Origin of the sequence: Burkholderia sp. BCC1996 (assembly GCF_905339955.1) — a bacterium.
Classification (GTDB): domain Bacteria; phylum Pseudomonadota; class Gammaproteobacteria; order Burkholderiales; family Burkholderiaceae; genus Burkholderia.
The window spans coordinates 80,319-97,424 of sequence record NZ_CAJPHM010000011.1 but is presented as its reverse complement, the minus strand read 5'-3'; the positions used below and the strand labels follow the sequence as shown (position 1 = coordinate 97,424).

General features: G+C 68.2%; 15 protein-coding genes. 6 read left to right on the top strand and 9 right to left on the bottom strand.

The features are described from left to right. Positions 1–42: 42 nt before the first annotated feature. A complete protein-coding gene (locus tag U4Z64_RS17915) occupies positions 43–1,242 on the bottom strand; it encodes an amidohydrolase family protein (RefSeq protein ID WP_321809935.1) in 1,200 nt (399 codons plus the stop codon). A 451-nt stretch (positions 1,243–1,693) separates the two neighbouring features. Here U4Z64_RS17915 and U4Z64_RS17910 point away from each other — a divergent pair, with 451 nt between their 5' ends. From U4Z64_RS17910 to U4Z64_RS17895, 4 genes are all read left to right on the top strand, one after another. After that, positions 1,694–2,308, top strand: a complete 615-nt coding sequence (locus tag U4Z64_RS17910; RefSeq protein ID WP_321809936.1) for a glycine zipper 2TM domain-containing protein — start codon at positions 1,694–1,696, stop codon at positions 2,306–2,308. Positions 2,309–2,683: 375 nt separating this feature from the next. Continuing rightward, complete coding sequence (locus tag U4Z64_RS17905) at positions 2,684–2,962, top strand: hypothetical protein (protein WP_321797996.1); 279 nt, start codon at positions 2,684–2,686, stop codon at positions 2,960–2,962. Continuing rightward, positions 2,959–3,465: a GNAT family N-acetyltransferase gene (locus U4Z64_RS17900; RefSeq protein ID WP_257772781.1), complete on the top strand. Its 507-nt coding sequence runs from the start codon at positions 2,959–2,961 to the stop codon at positions 3,463–3,465. The genes U4Z64_RS17905 and U4Z64_RS17900 overlap by 4 nt, the downstream gene beginning before the upstream one ends. Before the next feature lie 577 nt (positions 3,466–4,042). Then, positions 4,043–5,401, top strand: a complete 1,359-nt coding sequence (locus U4Z64_RS17895; RefSeq protein WP_321809937.1) for an aspartate aminotransferase family protein — start codon at positions 4,043–4,045, stop codon at positions 5,399–5,401. A 163-nt stretch (positions 5,402–5,564) separates the two neighbouring features. On the opposite strand, the gene U4Z64_RS17890 is transcribed toward U4Z64_RS17895, so the two are convergent. The 4 genes from U4Z64_RS17890 to U4Z64_RS17875 form a co-directional block, all read right to left on the bottom strand. Further along, complete coding sequence (locus U4Z64_RS17890; protein ID WP_321809938.1) at positions 5,565–6,764, bottom strand: serine hydrolase; 1,200 nt, start codon at positions 6,762–6,764, stop codon at positions 5,565–5,567. A gap of 69 nt (positions 6,765–6,833) precedes the next feature. Next, on the bottom strand, positions 6,834–8,249 hold the full coding sequence (gene hydA / locus U4Z64_RS17885) for a dihydropyrimidinase (RefSeq protein WP_321809939.1): 1,416 nt from the start codon (positions 8,247–8,249) through the stop codon (positions 6,834–6,836). Positions 8,250–8,259: 10 nt separating this feature from the next. Continuing rightward, positions 8,260–8,988 carry an aspartate/glutamate racemase family protein gene (locus tag U4Z64_RS17880; RefSeq protein ID WP_044847364.1) on the bottom strand — a complete coding sequence of 243 codons (729 nt, stop codon included), beginning with the start codon at positions 8,986–8,988 and terminating at the stop codon, positions 8,260–8,262. A 51-nt stretch (positions 8,989–9,039) separates the two neighbouring features. Further along, the gene (locus U4Z64_RS17875; protein ID WP_044847365.1) at positions 9,040–10,338 is read right to left on the bottom strand and encodes an MFS transporter; all 1,299 of its coding nucleotides are present in this window, start codon (positions 10,336–10,338) and stop codon (positions 9,040–9,042) included. Between the two features lie 172 nt (positions 10,339–10,510). On the opposite strand from U4Z64_RS17875, the gene U4Z64_RS17870 reads away from it, so the two are divergent. Further along, a complete protein-coding gene (locus tag U4Z64_RS17870; RefSeq protein ID WP_321809940.1) occupies positions 10,511–11,224 on the top strand; it encodes a GntR family transcriptional regulator in 714 nt (237 codons plus the stop codon). Positions 11,225–11,283: 59 nt separating this feature from the next. Here the strand turns inward: U4Z64_RS17870 and U4Z64_RS17865 are convergent, their stop codons facing one another. After that, positions 11,284–12,468: a M20 aminoacylase family protein gene (locus tag U4Z64_RS17865; protein ID WP_321820587.1), complete on the bottom strand. Its 1,185-nt coding sequence runs from the start codon at positions 12,466–12,468 to the stop codon at positions 11,284–11,286. 38 nt (positions 12,469–12,506) lie between these two features. Continuing rightward, a complete protein-coding gene (locus U4Z64_RS17860; protein WP_321820586.1) occupies positions 12,507–13,841 on the bottom strand; it encodes a pyridoxal-phosphate dependent enzyme in 1,335 nt (444 codons plus the stop codon). Positions 13,842–14,022: 181 nt separating this feature from the next. Between U4Z64_RS17860 and U4Z64_RS17855 the strand changes: the two genes are divergently transcribed. Beyond that, positions 14,023–14,499, top strand: coding sequence for an Lrp/AsnC family transcriptional regulator (locus tag U4Z64_RS17855; RefSeq protein ID WP_044847368.1), 477 nt, complete (start codon positions 14,023–14,025; stop codon positions 14,497–14,499). Between the two features lie 10 nt (positions 14,500–14,509). Here U4Z64_RS17855 and U4Z64_RS17850 read toward each other — a convergent pair whose 3' ends face one another. Continuing rightward, positions 14,510–15,127 (bottom strand): 3'-5' exonuclease, encoded by a 618-nt coding sequence (locus tag U4Z64_RS17850; RefSeq protein WP_321809943.1) that lies wholly within the window; start codon positions 15,125–15,127, stop codon positions 14,510–14,512. Positions 15,128–15,358: 231 nt separating this feature from the next. Next, positions 15,359–17,083: a tannase/feruloyl esterase family alpha/beta hydrolase gene (locus U4Z64_RS17845; RefSeq protein WP_321809944.1), complete on the bottom strand. Its 1,725-nt coding sequence runs from the start codon at positions 17,081–17,083 to the stop codon at positions 15,359–15,361. Positions 17,084–17,106: the final 23 nt, after the last annotated feature.

Genomic DNA, 17,106 nt, shown 5'->3' with positions numbered 1-17,106 from the left:
CGAAGCAGCCGCGATGCACGCACCGCGACGGCGGTCGGGTCGTCAGCGCGTGAAACGCAGCGCCGGCGCGAACGGCGCGCCGGTGTCGCTTTCGCCGCGTCGAAACACCCAGCGTTCGGCCGGCACGCCGGCGACGGCGGCCGCCGCATTCGGCGCGCGCACCGCGACGAAGCTCGCGTCGCAGCCGACCGCGATGCCGTAGTGCGCGAGGCCGAGCGCGCGCGCGCCGGCGTGCGTCGCCATGTCGAGCGCGATGCCGAGCGCTTCGTCGGTAAAGAAGCCCGAGCGGTAGCCGACCATCATCGCGCGCTGCAGCATGTCGCCGTTGCCGTACGGCCACCACGCGTCGCGAATGTTGTCGTTGCCGGCGAACACGTGGACGCCCGCGTTGCGCAGTTGCTGAACCGGCGGGAATGCGCAGTCGCCCGGCGCGTTGGTCAGGATCGACACGCCGGCGTCGGCGAGTGCGGCGGCCGCACGCTCGACGTCGCCATGTTCGACCTGGCCGAGCGCATACGCGTGGCTCACGTTCACGCGGCCGCCGAGGCCGGCCGCGCGCGTGCGCGCCGCGATCCGCAGCAGTTGCGCGACGCCGGTCTCGCCCGGTTCGTGCAGGTGGATGTCGATCTTCGCGCCGCGCTTCTCGGCGATGCCGAACACGATGTCGAGCTGGCCGTCCGCGTCGCCGTCGAGCGTCGTCGGGTCGATCCCGCCGACCACGTCCGCGCCTTCGCGCACGGCCGCATCGAGGATCGCGGCGGTGCCCGGGCACGTCACCACGCCGGCCTGCGGAAACGCGACCAGTTCGATGTCGACGATCCCGCGCCACTGTTCGCGCGCGGCCATCACGGCGTGCAGGTTCGACAGGCCGGTCGTCGCGTCGACGTCGACGTGGCTGCGCATCGCGATCGTGCCGAATGCGGCGGCCTGCGCGATCAGTGCATTCGCGCGCTCGACGATCGGCGGCGCAGCCGCGAGCTGGCGCTTCTCGACCACGAGCCGCTCGCGCAGCGAGTCGACCGATTGGTGCGGCACCCAGCGGTCGCCGACGAAACTCTTGTCGAGATGGATGTGGCCGTCGACGAAGCCGGGCAGCACGACGCGGCCGCCGAGGTCGATCGTTTCGGCGCCGGGCGCGGCAGTGCAAGCGGCGCCGATCGCGACGAAGCGGCCGTCATGGACGACGAGGTTGACGGGCCGGCCGCCGGCATCGACGGCGTTGGTGAAGAAACGATCGGTCATGAGTCGGAACGAGTGGGGCGGCCGCTGCGCGACGCCGACGCGGACAGGGGAAGGCACCGCAGCCGGCACGGCGCGACCGTTGGCAGGGATGTGCGGTCACGATATCGGACGGGGCGGCCAGTGGCCAATTAAATGTCGCGATGCCGCGCATTCGATTTCGCGATATGCGGGCGAGCTGCCTGGCGGGCGTGGCGCGAAGATGGGGCGTGATCACCGCGCGGGCGTGCGCCGGTGCCGATCGTCGCGCAATCGGCGCCCTCACGCGGCTGCCGGACGGCGAACCGCATCGTCGAATCTCGGCCTCGCCGCACCGCGATTTGCGCGGCAACAGACTTTACACGTTGTTACCCGGCCGCACCGGACGTGCATCCGCCCTTTCCTTATACTCACGCCGAGTTCGCCACCCGTCCCGGTATTCGTCGGCGAACACGTTGCCGATGCAGGAAACATCATGATGCGCATGCCTTCCACGAAGACCGTTCTGTTCGCCACGCTCGTCGCCGTGGCGGCGCTTCCGCTGACCGCCTGTGTCGCGCCAGGCTACTACGGCGCGCAACCGGGCTATCCGCAGCAGCAGTACGCGACGCCCGGCTACGCGCAGCCCGCGTATTCGCAACCGGGTTACGTGCAGCCGCAGCAGCCGGCCTATCCGAACCAGGCGCCGCAGTACGACCAGTACGGCAACCCGCAGCCTTACGGCGGCCAGTACGGCAACGGCTACGGCACGCAATACGGCACCGTCGCGAACATCCAGCCGATCAACGGCTCGGTCGGCACGTCGGGCGTCGCCGGCACCGTCGTCGGTGCGCTGGTCGGCGGCCTGGTGGGCAACCAGTTCGGCCGCGGCCACGGCCGCGATGCGGCCACCGTGATCGGCGCGCTCGGCGGCGCCGTCGCCGGCAACCAGATCGGTCAGCAGATGGGTGCGGCCCAGCCGCCGAGCGGCTACCGGATCGACGTGCGGGTGAGCGACGGCTCGACGCGCTCGTTCGACGTGCAGTCGCCGGGCGACCTGCGCCCGGGCGATCGCGTGCAGATCAACGGGAATCAGTTGTCGCGGTATTGATGCGGGTCGCGTGCGCCTGAGTTGATCGGACGCATCACACGTATCGCGGACACCTCACGTCGCAGAGGTGGTATCGATGCGGGTCGCATGCGCCTGAGTTGATCGGGTGCATCACACGTATCGCGGACACCGCACGTCGCGGAGGCGGTGTCGATGCGGGTCGCATGCGCCTGAGTTGATCGGGTGCATCACATATATCGCGGACACTTCACGTCGCGGACGTATTTCGCGTGCTCAGCGGCGCTTCGGCGCAACGGCGGGCACGCGCTTCACTTCATCCCCCTTCCACGAGTCGGCGCGGCATGTCTGCCGCGCACGGCACTGCGTCGTCACGTTCCTCACGTCGCGCGCCACCCGCGGTCGCGGTCGCATCCAATGCAACGGCAGGTGCGTTCGCATCATCCGGCACATTTCCGCGTGCATGCGTTCGGCGCCGCGTGCGATTGCCCGCAGACTTCGCGAACACGCATCGATTCTCCACGCATCATCCCCGCCATCATTCGCGCCTCGGTACAGCGCTTCACGCCTGTCGATGCGGCGTGTCGATCGCACCAGCAAATGCGTGTGTTTCCGATTAGCATGGTCGATGCCCTGCCACGCACCGCGCCGCAGATTCCGACCTTCCGGCACACCAACGACAACACCGACCGATGATCACGATCCGCCTGCTCGATGCCGCCGACGCGGCGCAATTCCAGTCCGTCCGCCTGCGCGCGGTCGCCACGTCGCCAACTTCGTTCCTGCCGACCCGCGACGAGGAAGCCGGCGTCCCGGTCGACGAATTCGCGACGCGCATCACGCCCACCCACGAGCGCGCCGTGTTCGGCGCATTCGACGATGCATCGCTCGTCGGCATCACGGGCGTGCGCCGCGACGCGCGCGCCAAGGTCGCGCACAAGGCGACGATCTGGGGCGTGTTCGTCGACCCCGCGTACCGCGGCCGCGGCATTGCGCAATCGCTGCTCGACGGCGCGACCGCGCACGCGGCACAGGCGTGGGAATGCAGGCAACTGATGCTGTGCGTCAACGAGATCAACGGCACCGCGGAACGGCTGTATGCGTCGCAGGGGTTCGTCCGGTTCGGCACGGAACCGCGCTCGCTGTTCGTCGACGGCCGCTTCTACGATGAACACCACATGGTCAAGACGCTCGCATGATGCGTCGCGATCGCATGCATCGGCCGTCCGCACGCGATCGCTCTCCTGCCCCGTTACGTCACCGCTTGTCGCCGATCGTCGTGGTGACCGCCTGCCCGCGATCGACACGTTCGTCAGCGTCATCGCGCTCACGTTGAATGCTGGATCGGCCCCGGCGACGTGACGGTCGGCGAGCGCGCCGGTCCAGCCGATGAAGGCGCGACGCGAGCGATCGGACGGGTGAAGACGAAGGGCGGCGGCTTGCGGCCGTGGGCGCGACTCCTTCAGCGGTCCAGGTATCGACACGCCGGACGGCATATCTCTACTCATACGTCGTCACACTACATTGCGAAGTCCAGACGTGGTCGCCACCGCGTACATGACGGTCGTTTACCCCACTTTTGCTGATACCTCGCCCCGTATGTGTGCGCACACTCACTTCCTGATCGACCTACATAGATATCCGTTGTCGTATGTTTATGCGCAAAAACTCCACGTCTGACGGATACACGGTCGAGTCCGAATCGACCGCGCGCATGGAATATGACAAGCTCGCGGAGACGTCAACATTCCATTCAAACCGTCACAGGAGCCTCAATTGCAGACCCGCCACGGAGTCGACCTCATCCGCGCCCGCGCGCTGTTCGATCGCGAGCGCCGTGCATTCACCGAAGCCATGCCGATCTCCCGCGCGTTGTCCGCGGAAGCGTCCGAGCATTTGCTGTTCGGCGTGCCGCTGCACTGGATGCAGGACTGGTCGACCCCGTTCTCGCTGGTCGTGAAGGAGGCGCGCGGCGCGACCTTCACCGACGTCGACGGTCATCGTTACGCGGACTTCTGTCTCGGCGACACGGGCGCGATGTTCGGCCATGCGCCCGAGCCGGTCGCACGCGCGCTCGCCGAACAGGCGACGCGCGGCTACACGACGATGCTGCCGAGCGAGGACGCCGCCTGGGTGTCGCGCGAACTCGCGCGCCGCTTCAGGCTGCCGGTCTGGCAGTTCGCGCTGAGCGCGAGCGACGCGAATCGCTTCGTGCTGCGCTGGGCGCGCGCGGCCACCGGCCGCAACTCGATCGTCGTGTTCAACGGCTGCTATCACGGCACGGTCGACGACGTGTTCGTCGATCTCGTCGACGGCCGCCCGGTGCAGCGCGACAGCCTGCTCGGGCAGTCCTACGACCTGCTCGCGAACACACGCGTGGTCGAGTTCAACGATCTGGCCGCGCTCGAGGCGGCGCTGAAGGATGGCGACGTCGCGTGCGTGCTCGCCGAGCCGGCGATGACGAACATCGGGATGGTGCTGCCCGAGCCGGGCTTCTGGGAGGCGGCGCGCGAACTCACGCGTCGCTACGGCACGCTGCTCGTGATCGACGAAACCCACACGATCAGCAGCGGCCCGGGCGGCTACGCGGCCGCGCACGGTCTCGAGCCGGACGCGCTGGTGGTCGGCAAGCCGATCGCGGGCGGCGTGCCGTGCGCGGTGTACGGGTTCAGCGCCGACTTCGCGGAACGCGCGAAACAGGCGAAGCTGAACGCACCGCCCGGCCATTCCGGGATCGGCACGACGCTCACCGCGAACATGCTCGCGATGCATGCGATGCGCGCGACGCTCGCCGACGTCGCGACCGATGCCGCGTATGCGAATATGTTCGCGCTCGCCGCGCGGCTCGCGGCCGGGCTCGACCAGGCGATCGCAAAACACGAGCTGCCGTGGTGCGTGACGCGCATCGGCGCACGCACCGAATTCCAGTTCACGCCCGTGCCGCCACGCAACGGCACGATCGCGGGCGAGCAGCTCGACAGCGAGCTCGAGCACATCGTGCATCTGTATCTGCTGAACCGCGGCGTGCTGATCACGCCGTTCCACAACATGATGCTCGTATGTCCGCAGACGACGGCCGACGATGTCGACACGCTCGTCGCGCAGTTCGACGCGTGCCTGGGTGAACTGGTGTGATGTGAGACACGCGGTGCGTCCGGCTCGCCTGCATCGGGCCGACCGGACGCATGCCCGACGCTACTTCAGCAGATCCGTCGAATCGACCTGCGCGCCGGGCACGCCCACGGAGCGCGCACTCACTTCCAGCTCCACACGCAGCGCCGCACACGTATCGACGCGCCTACTTCGGCAGATCGGTCGGATCGACCTGCGTGCCGGGCACGCCCGCGGTGCGCGCACTCACTTCGAGTTCGTCGCGCAGCGCCGCAAGCGTATCGCCGGTGCCGCCGCCCTGCCCCGACACCGCACCGCCATCGAGCGACGGCAGGATGTAACCGTTCACCATCCGCCGGAACAGCTTCACGTTCTCCGCGTCGCGCAGGCCGCCGTCCACAGGCAGCACGCCCGTCATCACGATCACCGTATTGCGCTTCGGCAGCACCGTGATGAATTGCCCCTTGAAGCCCATCGCGTCGAATTCCGGCTCGCTGTCGACGATGTTATTGATCCACCAGTAGTAGCCGAAGTGCGGCGACACGCGCGGCGCCGTCATCTGCGCGATCCACGCCTGCGGCACCACCTGCCGCCCCTGCCAGCGCCCGCCGTCGAGCACGAGCATGCCGATCTTCGCCATGTCGACGGCACGCAGCCGCAGCCCCCAGCCGGCCGACACGAGCCCCGTGCGGTCCGCGCGCTCCCATGCGGCGCGCTTCATGTCGAGCGGGCCGAACAGGTGCGTGCGCGCATAGCGCTCGACGGGTTCGCCGGCCGCCGCGCTCAACATCGCCGACGCGAGAATCGGGTTCACGTCGGTGTACTCGAATGCGGTGCCCGGCGCGACCTTCGGCGCGGCCGACGCGGCGAGCTTCAGCCGGTCCGGCGCCGTGTAGTAGATCGGATCGTTCTTCGGGCTGAAGTCGTAATGCAGCCCGCTCGCCATCGACAGCACGTGCTTCAGCGCGATGCCGCGCTTGTCCGCGAACGCGCCGCCGAGTTCGGGGCGCCACGCGGCGAGCCGCGCGGCCACCGGCTCGTCGACATGCACGGCGCCCTGATCAACCAGGATGCCCGCGACCAGCGACGTCACGGCCTTCGTCACCGAGTACAGCTCGTACGTCGAGTCGCGCGACGCGTTCGCGCCGTAGCGCTCGAAGATCAGCTTGCCGTCCTTCACGACGACGAGGCTGCGCACGTCCATCCGGTCGCGGCGCAGCCATTCGGACAGCCGCACGAGCGGCGCCGAATCGACGCCGGCCGCTTCGGGCACGACGCTCGGCGGGTCCTGCGGCGCGCCGCCTGCAGCCAGCGCCGGGCCGCCGCCGCATGATCCGGCGACGATTGCCGCGGCCGCGAGGCCGCGCATTGCGAGGGAAACGCTCATCGTAGCTCCTGTTGAAACGGCGCCCGCCGCGTCGCGCGGGCGCTCATATCGCAATCGCATCGCGCGACGTCAATCAAGACACGGCTTGCCGGCCGGCAGGAACTGCCCGCGCCCCGGCTCCGCGGCGAGCAGCCGGCCGTCCTCGACGAGCAGCTCGCCGCGCGACAGGCAATGACGCGGCCAGTCCGTCACCTCGATCCCTTCATAAGGCGTGTAGTCGACCGCATGATGCAGCGACGCATTCGCGATCCGCACGCGCTTGTCCGGATCCCACACGACGATATCCGCATCGGCGCCGACCGCGATCGTCCCCTTGCGCGGATACAGCCCGTACAGCTTCGCGGGCCGCAGCGACGTCAGCTCGACGAACTGATGCAGCGACAGCTTCCCCTTGCGCACGCCATCGAACAACAACGGCAGCCGCGTCTCGAGACCGGGAATCCCGTTCGGGATATGGTCGAACGAGACGGCCTGCCCGCCCGGATGCTTGCCGCACGGATCGTCGTAGTTGAACGGTGCGTGATCGGACGAGAATACCGAGAACACGCCCTGCTTCAGCGCCTTCCACACCGCCTGCTGGTTGGCCGGATCGCGCGGCGGCGGGCTGCATACGCATTTCGCGCCCTCGTAGCCGTCGTGACCGTGATGACCGAGATCGGCGGCCGTCAGATACAGGTACTGCGGGCAGGTTTCGGCCAGGATCGGCAGGCCGCGCGATTGTCCCCAGCGGATCTGCTCGATCGCCTCGGCGCCCGACACGTGCACGATCAGGATCGGCACGTCCACGAGTTCCGCGAACGCGATCGCGCGATGCGTCGCCTCGCGCTCGACCACGGCCGGCCGCGCGTGCGCATGAAAATGCGGCGCGACGTGGCCGTCGCCGAGCAGCCGCTCGGTCAGCCAGCCGATGCAGTCCGAATTCTCCGCATGCACCATCACGAGCGCGCCGTGCTCGCGCGCGACCGACAGCACGTCGAGCATCTGCCGATCGTTCAGCTTCAGGTCGTCGTAGGTCATGTACACCTTGAACGACGTGTAGCCGTTCGCGATCAGCCGCGGCAGCTCCTCGGCCAGCACGTGCGGCGTCGGATCGGCGACGATCAGGTGAAAACCATAGTCGATCAGCGCGCGCCCTTCCGCGCGCCGGTGATAGTCGTCGACGGCCGCCTGCAGCGACTGCCCCTTCGCCTGCGCGGCGAACGGCACGACGGTGGTCGTGCCGCCGCACAGCGCGGAGCGCGTGCCGGACAGGAAATCGTCGGCCATCTTCAGCCCGTCGGGCATCGGCTGGTCGAGGTGGCAGTGCGCATCGACGCCGCCCGGCAGCACGAGCATCCCGCTCGCGTCGAGCTCGCGCGGCGCGCGCGGCAGCCCGTCGCCGAGCATGGCCACGCGCCCCGCGCGAATGCCGATGTCGCACGAGAACCGGTCCGCCGCCGTCACGATGTCCGCGTGACGGATCACGAAATCGAGATCGTTCGACATGGCGCGCGCCTCAGATCACGTCGCTGAAGAGACGCCCCCAGCCCTTCACCTGCCGCGTGTCGTAGTCGGCGAGCTGCAGCGACTTCCACACGACGGTCGAGATCGTGTCGTAGATCGGAATGCCCGTCTCTTCCTCGAGCGCCGGCACCAGGTGCGCGGCGTTCAGGTTCGTGCAGAAGATCGAGATCGCGCGCGGGCCGGCCTTCGCCACTTCGCGCACCATCCCGCCGATCTGGTCGCCCGTCACTTCGGAGAACGAGAAATTGACCTTCAGGTTCAGGTGGCGCTCGGCGATGCAGTTCAGCCCCGAGCGGCGATAGTTGTCGACGATCTTCGTCTGCACGTCGTCGAGATACGGCGTGACGAGGCCGAACTCGTGCGCGTTCGTCTTCTTCAGGATCTCGTTGAGCGCGAGCACCGACGTCGTGGCCGGAATGCCGGTCGCCGCGGTGATGCGCTGGCACAGCCGCTCGTCGGCCTCGAAGCCGAGCCAGCCGGACGACGTGCCGTTCCACGCGATCACGTCAACCTTCGCGTCGGCGAGCAGCATCGCGGCCTGGATGATCTTGTCGTCGTCGAACTGGCCGAGCGCCTGGCCCGTCAGCGAGATTTCGGTGACGGGAAAGCGCGCGAAGTGCGCGGACACGCCCGGCAGGCCGGCGACCATCGCGCTCGTCAGCGGTTCGAGCGACGTGTTGGACGAAGGGGTGAGCATGCCGAGCAGGGTACGTTTCTTCATGGTGGTTTTCTCTCTACCAGTAAATGCAGTCGATGCAGTGAAAGGGGTCGGTCAGACGGGGAGCTTGTTTTCGTAGTCGATCGCGCTGGAGCACACGAGCAGGCCGACGCCGGCCGCCGCGAACACCATCAGCGCAAGGAAGTAGGAACCGGTGAACTGCACGATCGCGCCGACGAGGATCGGCACGGTGATGCCGCCGATGTTGCCGCCGAGGTTCATGAGGCCGCCGAGGAAGCCGATCTTGTTGCGTGTGCCGAGCGACGACGGGATGCACCAGTACAGCCCGCACCAGCGCAGGAAGAACAGCGTCGTCGACAGCAGCGCGACGCACACGACCGGGCTCTTCACGTAGGCGACGGAAAAGATCGACACGGTCGCGATCACCGCGGCGATGCCGAACAGCGTGCGCATCACGACGTTCGGACGCCCGCCCGCGGCCTTCCACTTGTCGGCGATCCAGCCGCCGAGCAGCTCGCCGACGAAGCCGCAGAAAAAGATGATGAAGGTCGACCCGCCCATCTGCTTGATGTCGAAGCCGTGCACCTTGTGCAGGTAGTTCGGCATCCACGTGAGCAGCCCGTAGAACACGCTGTTGAAGCACATCCAGCCGAAGAACATGCACCACACCGAGCGGTACTTGAAGAAGTCGCGCGAGCGCCCCGATGCACCGGCCGGCTCGGCCGCGAGGTCGCTCGCGTGCGACGCCTCGATGTAGTCGGCCTCGAGATCGTTGACGCCCGGATGCTCGCGCGGCGTGTTGCGGATGTAGTACCACGCGAGGAAACCGGCCAGCACGGTGCCGACGCCGGCCACCGCGAACGCGAGCCGCCACGAGCCGAGCAGCGCGATCAGGCCGGCGATCAGCACCGCGCCCAGGGCCGCGCCGAGCGGCGCGCCGCCGTCGAGCAGCGTGGCGCCGCGGCCGCGCTCGGTCTGCGTCATCCAGATCGCGTTGAGCTTGCCGCCGGCCGGATAGATCGGCGCTTCGGATGCGCCGAGGCCGAGGCGCGTGAGCAGCAGCGACGGCGCGTTCGTGCACAGCGCGGCGATCGCCTGGAAGAAGCCCCAGAACACGGTCGCCGTCGCAATCACGATACGCGGCTTGAACCGGTCGGCCAGCATCCCGCCCGGGATCTGCATCACCGCATAGGTCCAGAAAAATGAACTGAGGATCAGGCCCTCCATTGCCGGCCCGATCTTGAACTCCTGCGAGATGTAAGGCATGGCGACGGACAGCGACGCGCGATCGACGTAGTTGATCGCGATGAGGCTCAGCATGACGACGAATATCTTCCAGCGGACGGCGGACTTGCCGACCGTCAGGGCAGCGACACCGGAGGTTGAAGACATGAACGGACTCCAGGGGTGAACGAGGATGGTCAGGACGTCGCGCAACGTTGAGCCGAGTATAGGATTAGAAATTTATAATTACCGTTAGCGTAAACGCTTGGTTTCATTGAATTTGTTTTATCACTATCGTGGTGCAGGGCAAGCCCCGATATCGTGATAAGCTTGCGCCATCATGAGCCAGACACCCCGCAACCCCCTGCTTCTGCGCACGCGCGGCATGGCCGCTGAGATCGCCGCGCGCCTGCGCGTGATGATCGACGAGGGCGAACTGCCGCCCGGCGCGCGGATCGACGAAAAGGAACTGAGCCTCGCGTTCGACGTGTCGAAGACGCCGCTGCGCGAAGCGCTGAAGGTGCTCGTCGCGGAAGGCGCCGTCACGCATCGCCAGTACATCGGCTATCGCGTCGCGTCGATCGACATCGACGATCTCGTGTCGACGTTCGAGCTGCTGCACGGCCTCGAGGCGATGGCGGGCGAATTGCTGCGCAAGCGGATCGGCACGTCGACGCTCGCCGCGCTGCAGGCGAAGCACCGGCGGATGGTCGAGTGTCACGAGGCCGGCAAGCGGGTCGAGTATTTCCGGCTGAACCAGCAGATTCATCAGATGATCATCGACGCGGCCGGCAACCCGGTGCTGTCGGGCATCTATGCGTCGCTGATGTCGAAGGTGCACCGCGCGCGCGGCGCCGCGAACGCGGACACGCTGCGCTGGGCCGAATCGCTGCACGAGCACGAAGCGATCATGGCCGCGCTCGCCGATCCCGACCACGCGCGGCTGCCGCAGGTGCTGCGCAGCCATTCGGAGAACACCGCGCGCGAAGTGCTGGCGATCCTCGATCGCACCGGCACGGCCGACGTGTCGGCCAGGCGGGCGGCCGAAGCGTAACGGCCTGCCGACGAACCGAACACGTAGCGGGGGCCTGCGAACAGACCGTCGACGGCCTGCTACGCCGCCTTCAACGCCCGTCGCGCCACCTCCGCGAAATACCGCGCGCCGACCGGCAAAATCTCGTCGTTGAAATCGTACGCCGCGTTGTGCAGCGGCACCCCGCCGCGCGCGGCCGCTTCGCCGTTGCCGATGAACACGAAGTTGCCGGGCACCGCCTGCAGGAACGCACCGAAGTCTTCCGAGATCATCATCGGCTGCACGTCGGCGTTCACCGCGTCGGCGCCCGCGACGTGCGCCGCGGCCTCGACAGCCGTGTCGACCCATTCCGGGGAATTCACCGTCGGCGCGAACTCGTGCGTGTATTCGAACGTGCAGGTCGCACCGTGCGTGCGGCAGATCCCTTCGCTGATCTCGCGCATCCGCGTTTCGAGCAGCGTTTGCACGTCGCGCGCATAGCTGCGCGTGTCGCCCTTGATCGTCACCGTCGACGGCAGCACGTTGCGCAGCCCGTCGGTGATGAACTCGGTGCACGAGATCACCGCCTGCAGGCCCGGATCGAGATTGCGCGACACGATCGTCTGCAGCGCGAGCACGATCTGCGAGCCGATCACGATCGGATCGATGCCCATGTGCGGGCGCGCCGCATGCGTGCCGCGCCCATCGATCCGGATCACGAAGTTGTCCTCGCTCGCCATGATGCCGCCCGCGCGCGTCGCGAACGTGCCGGCGCACATGCCCGGCATGTTGTGCGCGCCGAAGATCGCATCGACCGGGAAACGCTCGAACAGCCCGTCGGCCATCATCGCCTTCGCGCCGCGGCCATGTTCCTCGGCCGGCTGGAAAATGAAGCGCACCGTGCCGTCGAAGTCCTTGCGCTCGGCCAGCAGTTGCGCGGCGCCGAGCACCATCGACATGTGGCCGTCGTGCCCGCACGCGTGCATCTTGCCCGGCGTGCGCGACGCATGTTCGCGGCCCGGCGCGTGCTCGGCGATGTTCAGCGCGTCCATGTCCGCGCGGATGCCGATCGCGCGCGTGCCGGTGCCGACCGTCAGGTTCGCGACCAGCCCCGTGCCGCCGATCCCGCGCTGCACGTCGAGCCCGAGCGTCGTCAGGATCCGCGCGACGTAGTCCGACGTGTTCACTTCCTCGAAGCCCGTCTCCGGGTGCTGGTGCAGATGCCGGCGCCAGGTTTTCAGCCGGCCCTGCAGCGTGCTTTCCGCCATTGCGTCCAGTGCGTCCATCGTGCTTGCCTCGTCGGTCGTCGGGTCGTTCGGGTCGCTCAGGCTTCCGCGGCCGCGCGGGTTCGCGTCAGCCAGTCGCGCTGGCGCGCCAGCACCGCGTCGGCCGTCTCGCCGACACACCGCCGGTAGACGGTCGGCGCGGTCGCGCCTTCCGTGTTGATCGCCAGCACGCGCGCGTTCGCATCGAGCCCCGCCTGCCGCGCCAGCGCCGGATCGCGCATCAGCACGGTCAGCCCCGCGATGCCCGCCGCGCCCGATTCGCCGGACACGAACGGCACGTCGCGTTCGCTGCCGGCGGCCAGCGCGCGCATCGCCTGCATGGCGTCGTCGTCGTCGATCAGCATGAAGTGATCGATGCTCGGCTCGAGAAAGTCCCATGCGAGCGGCGACGCCTCGCCGCACGCGAGCCCCGCCATCACCGAGTCGACGCTGCCAGTCGCCTTCGTCGCGCGCCCGGCGAGCGCGCTCTGGTACAGGCAATCGGCCTGGTGCGGCTCGACGACGATGAAATGCGGCCGCCGTGCGCCGGCATGCTCCCACAGATAGCTCGCGACACCGGCCGCAAGGCCGCCGACGCCGCCCTGCAGGAACACGTGCGTGAACGGCCGATGATCGCCGCTGCCGCCGCCGTCGCCGTCGCCGTCGCCGTCGCCATCGCCATCGCCATCGCCATCGCCATCGCCATCGCCATCGCCATCGCCGAGGTTGCCCTCTCCCGCCGCCTGCGCGAGCGCCTCGGCCGCGATCACGCCGTAGCCCTGCATCACGTCGCGCGGAATCGCCTCGTAGCCGTCGTACGACGTATCCGACACCACGTGCCAGCCGTTCGCGTCCGCGAGCTGCGCGGCGTGCACGACCGATTCGTCGTAGTTGCCGGCGATCCGCACGATCCGTGCGCCGTGCGCGGCGATCGCATGCTCGCGCTCCGCGTCGACGTGCGCATGCAGCACGATCACGCAGCGGCAGCCGATCGCGCGCGCGGCGGCGGCCAGCGCGCGGCCGTGATTGCCGTCGGTTGCGCTGATCACCGTCAGGTCGGCCAGCGACGCCGCGTAGCGGCCCGTGACGAGCCCCTGCGGATCGAGCGCCTCGTTGCGCCGCAACCGCTTCACGAGCCGCATCAGCGCGATCGGCGCGCCGAGCGCCTTGAAGCTGCCGAGCGGCGAACGGCACGCTTCGTCCTTCACGCTGACACTCGCGACGCCGAGCCGCGCGGCCAGGTCGGGCAGCGCACGCAACGGCGTACGCGCCGTGCCGACGAGCGGCCAGTGCGCGAGCCACGCGCCGCTCTCGTCGGCCGCGGCGATGTTCATGATGCGGCGCAGCGTGTCGGGATAGTCGGTGCGCGACGCGCGGGGATTGGCGATCAGCATGGCGGGAAGGGCTCCGGAAATGGGCCGCGCGGGCGGCCCGGCGGTGGATGCGGTGCGGGCGCATACGGGTTGCGCGCGCCGTCGGTCCGAAAAATAATATTGCGCGTCCCGGTCAAAAAAATCGCCAAATCGGCGCTCCGGACGCAAAAATTTCTCATTCTTTCGAGGCTGCCGCACCATCATGCCCACCCCACTCGATGCGTTCGATCGCAAGCTGCTGATGGAAGTCCAGCGCGACGCGCACACGCCGCAGACCGAACTCGGCGCCCGCGTGAACCTGTCGACCGCCGCCGTGAACCGCCGCCTGCGGCGGCTCGCGGAAGACGGCGTGATCGAGCGCTACACGGCGGTCGTCGCGCCGGAGAAGGTCGATCATCCGCTGACGATCGTCGTGAACGTCGAGGTCGAGCGCGAGCAGATCGACCAGCTCGACGCGATGAAGCGGACCTTCGAGCGCTGCCCGCAGATCCAGCAGTGCTACTACGTGACGGGGGAATGGGATTTCGTGCTGATCCTCGCCGTGCGCAACATGGATCAGTACAACGCGCTCACGCGCGAGCTGTTCTTCGCGAACAACAACGTGAAGCGCTTCAAGACGCTCGTGAGCATGAGCCGCGTGAAGGTCGGGCTCGAGGTGCCGGTGGATCCCGGCGAGTGACGCTCGAACGTCAGCGCCTGTCGGCAGCCAATGAACCGAAAAACGTCGCGACCTTCGCCTTGCTCGTCGTCTGCAATCGCGACATCAGCCCGTGATCGACCTGCCGCAACCCGTAAGTCTCGCCGATGTCGCGCTGCATCCGGCACCACAGATGGCTCGCGATCTCCGCGTCGACCATCGCGCGGTGGGCACGGCCCGTCTGCGGCAAGCGCAGCATGTCGGCCAGGCTCGACAGCCGGTGACTTTGCGCGTGCGGGTAGAGGCGCCGCGCGACGAGCATCGTGCATGCGAACGCATGCTCGGCCGCCATCCCGAGCATCCCGAGTTCGGCCTGCCAGAACCGCTTGTCGAAGCCGGCGTTGTGCGCGACGACGGGATGGCTGCCGACGAATGCCGCGGCTTCCTTCATGACCTTCGACACCGGCGGTGCCGACGCGATCATGTCGTTCGTGATCCCCGTGAGCGCGACGACGTCGGACGGAATGCGGCGTCCCGCGTTCATGAGGCTCTGGTAGCGGTCGACGATCTGGCCGTCGCGCAGCAGGATCACGGCGATCTCGGTTGCCCTGTCGCCCATGTTCGGAGAAAGCCCGGTTGTTTCGAAGTCGAGTACCGCTACGGTTTGCATGGTCGAATCAGAGGAAAGATACCTGGCGGCGCACGTCGGCCGGGACGTGTCTCGCCGACGCGAAAGCGCCACAGTGTATCCCCGGATGCCACGTCGGGCCCCAAACTCGATCATCGTGCGCGGCGCACCGCCGTTTCCATCCGGACGGACCGGCACGCTCGCGCCATCCGCCGCCGAACAGCGGCGAATGTACCGAAGCTTCCGCGCGTCGGTACATCCCCCTTCCCTACATCATCGACAACTGAAGCTCGCCGCCGAATTCACGTCGCCCGAGCCGTTGTAGCGCGCGACCTGCGGATACGGGCACAACGGCCGCGTGCGTCCCGCGCCCCACGACGTCGGCACGTCCGCGTTCGGCACCGCGTTCGTCGTGTCGCGCGCCGTGGCGACGATCGCCGCGGGCGCCTGCCCCTGCTCGACCCACGCGACGAGCGGCGTCAGCATGTCGAACTGGTCGGCCGCCGGCCCGCCCGAGCAGTGGTTCATGCCCGGCACCGGATAGAAGCGCGCGAAGCCCGACGCGTCGCCGCCGTTCGCCTGCGCGAGCCGCCCGTACCAGTCGCTCGTGTCGTTGAACGAGAACACCGGGTCGCCGGTGCCGTGATAGACGAGCAGCTTCGCGCCGCGCGATTTCAGCGCGGACAGGTTGGTCTCGTCGGGCGGCGTCATGAACGACCACGACGATTGCGTGTACACGCCGTTCGTCGCGAAGATCGCCGGCGCGTCGTTGTCCATGTCGAAGCCGAGCGCGAAGCCGGCGAGGTTCGCGAGCGTCGCGGCGGTTTTCGGCGGCGTCATGAACGTGAACGCCATCGCGGCCGGGTCGAGCATGACCGAATTCGACTGTTTCCATGCGGCCCAGCCGGGGCCCGAGATGCCCGGATCGTACGGAAAACTCGCATAGAGCGCCGTGCCCGCGCTGTTGCGCGCGCCCGCGAACACGTTCTCGAGCGCGCTCTTCTGCGCGGTCGTGAGGCACGCGCCGGTGCGCGTGGCGTTCGCGCAGGTCGGGATGTCCGTCTCGACGCTGAAATGCGCCTGGCACGCGGCGACGTCCTGCACCATCCCGTCGGCCACGCCATCGAGCGCATCGCACTTGTCGAGAATCTTCGCGCCGACGAACCGGCGCTCCGCATCGGTGAAGCCGCTGCGGATGTCGGGCAGCCCGTTCGTCCCGGTCGCCGACGCGATCTTCGCGAACTGCTGCGCGCCGTACATCTCGCCGATCGCCGCCTTCGGCAGATGGAAGCCCGGATCGCCCGCGATGATCCCGTCGTAGTCGCCCGCGTTGCGCACGGCCGTGACCATCGCGTGCCGGCCGCCGTTCGAGCAGCCGCCGAAATAGCTGCGGTCGGGCGTCTTCCCGTATGCGAGCCGGATCACCTGCTTCGCCATCGGCGTGAGCGCGTCGACCGCGCCGTAGCCGTAATCGATGCGCGCCTGCGGATCGAGGCCGAACAGCGGGTTCTGCGCGGCGCTGTGCCCGGAATCCGAGCTGATCACCGCGAAGCCCATGTTCAGCGCATCGGTCAGCGGCCCGCCGCCGCCGACCTCGCCGGTCGCGGTCACGACGTTGCCGTCGAGCCCGCCGTTCGCCTGGTAGAAGAAGCGACCGTTCCACGCTTTCGGCAAGCGCATCTCGAAGCCGATCGCGTAAGTCTTGCCGTCCACCGCGCTCACGCGCTCGTTCATCTTCCCTTCGATCACGCAGTGCTCGGCGATCGGCTTGCCGGCCACCGTCAGCGTGCCGGCGGCCGCGGTCGTCACCGACGTGAACGATGTGTTCGCATACGCGAGCTTCGCGGCGAGCGCGTCGCACGTCTGCGCCATCGCGGCCGGCGTCGCGGCGCTCAGGTGCGTCGGCGTGGCGCTGACCGAATCGTCGCCGCCGCAGCCGGCGAGCATGGCCGCCGCGGACAGCGGCGCAATACAGAGGAATGCAGATTTCCTGTTCAAGATAGCTCCCGTTCGTCTGGCTG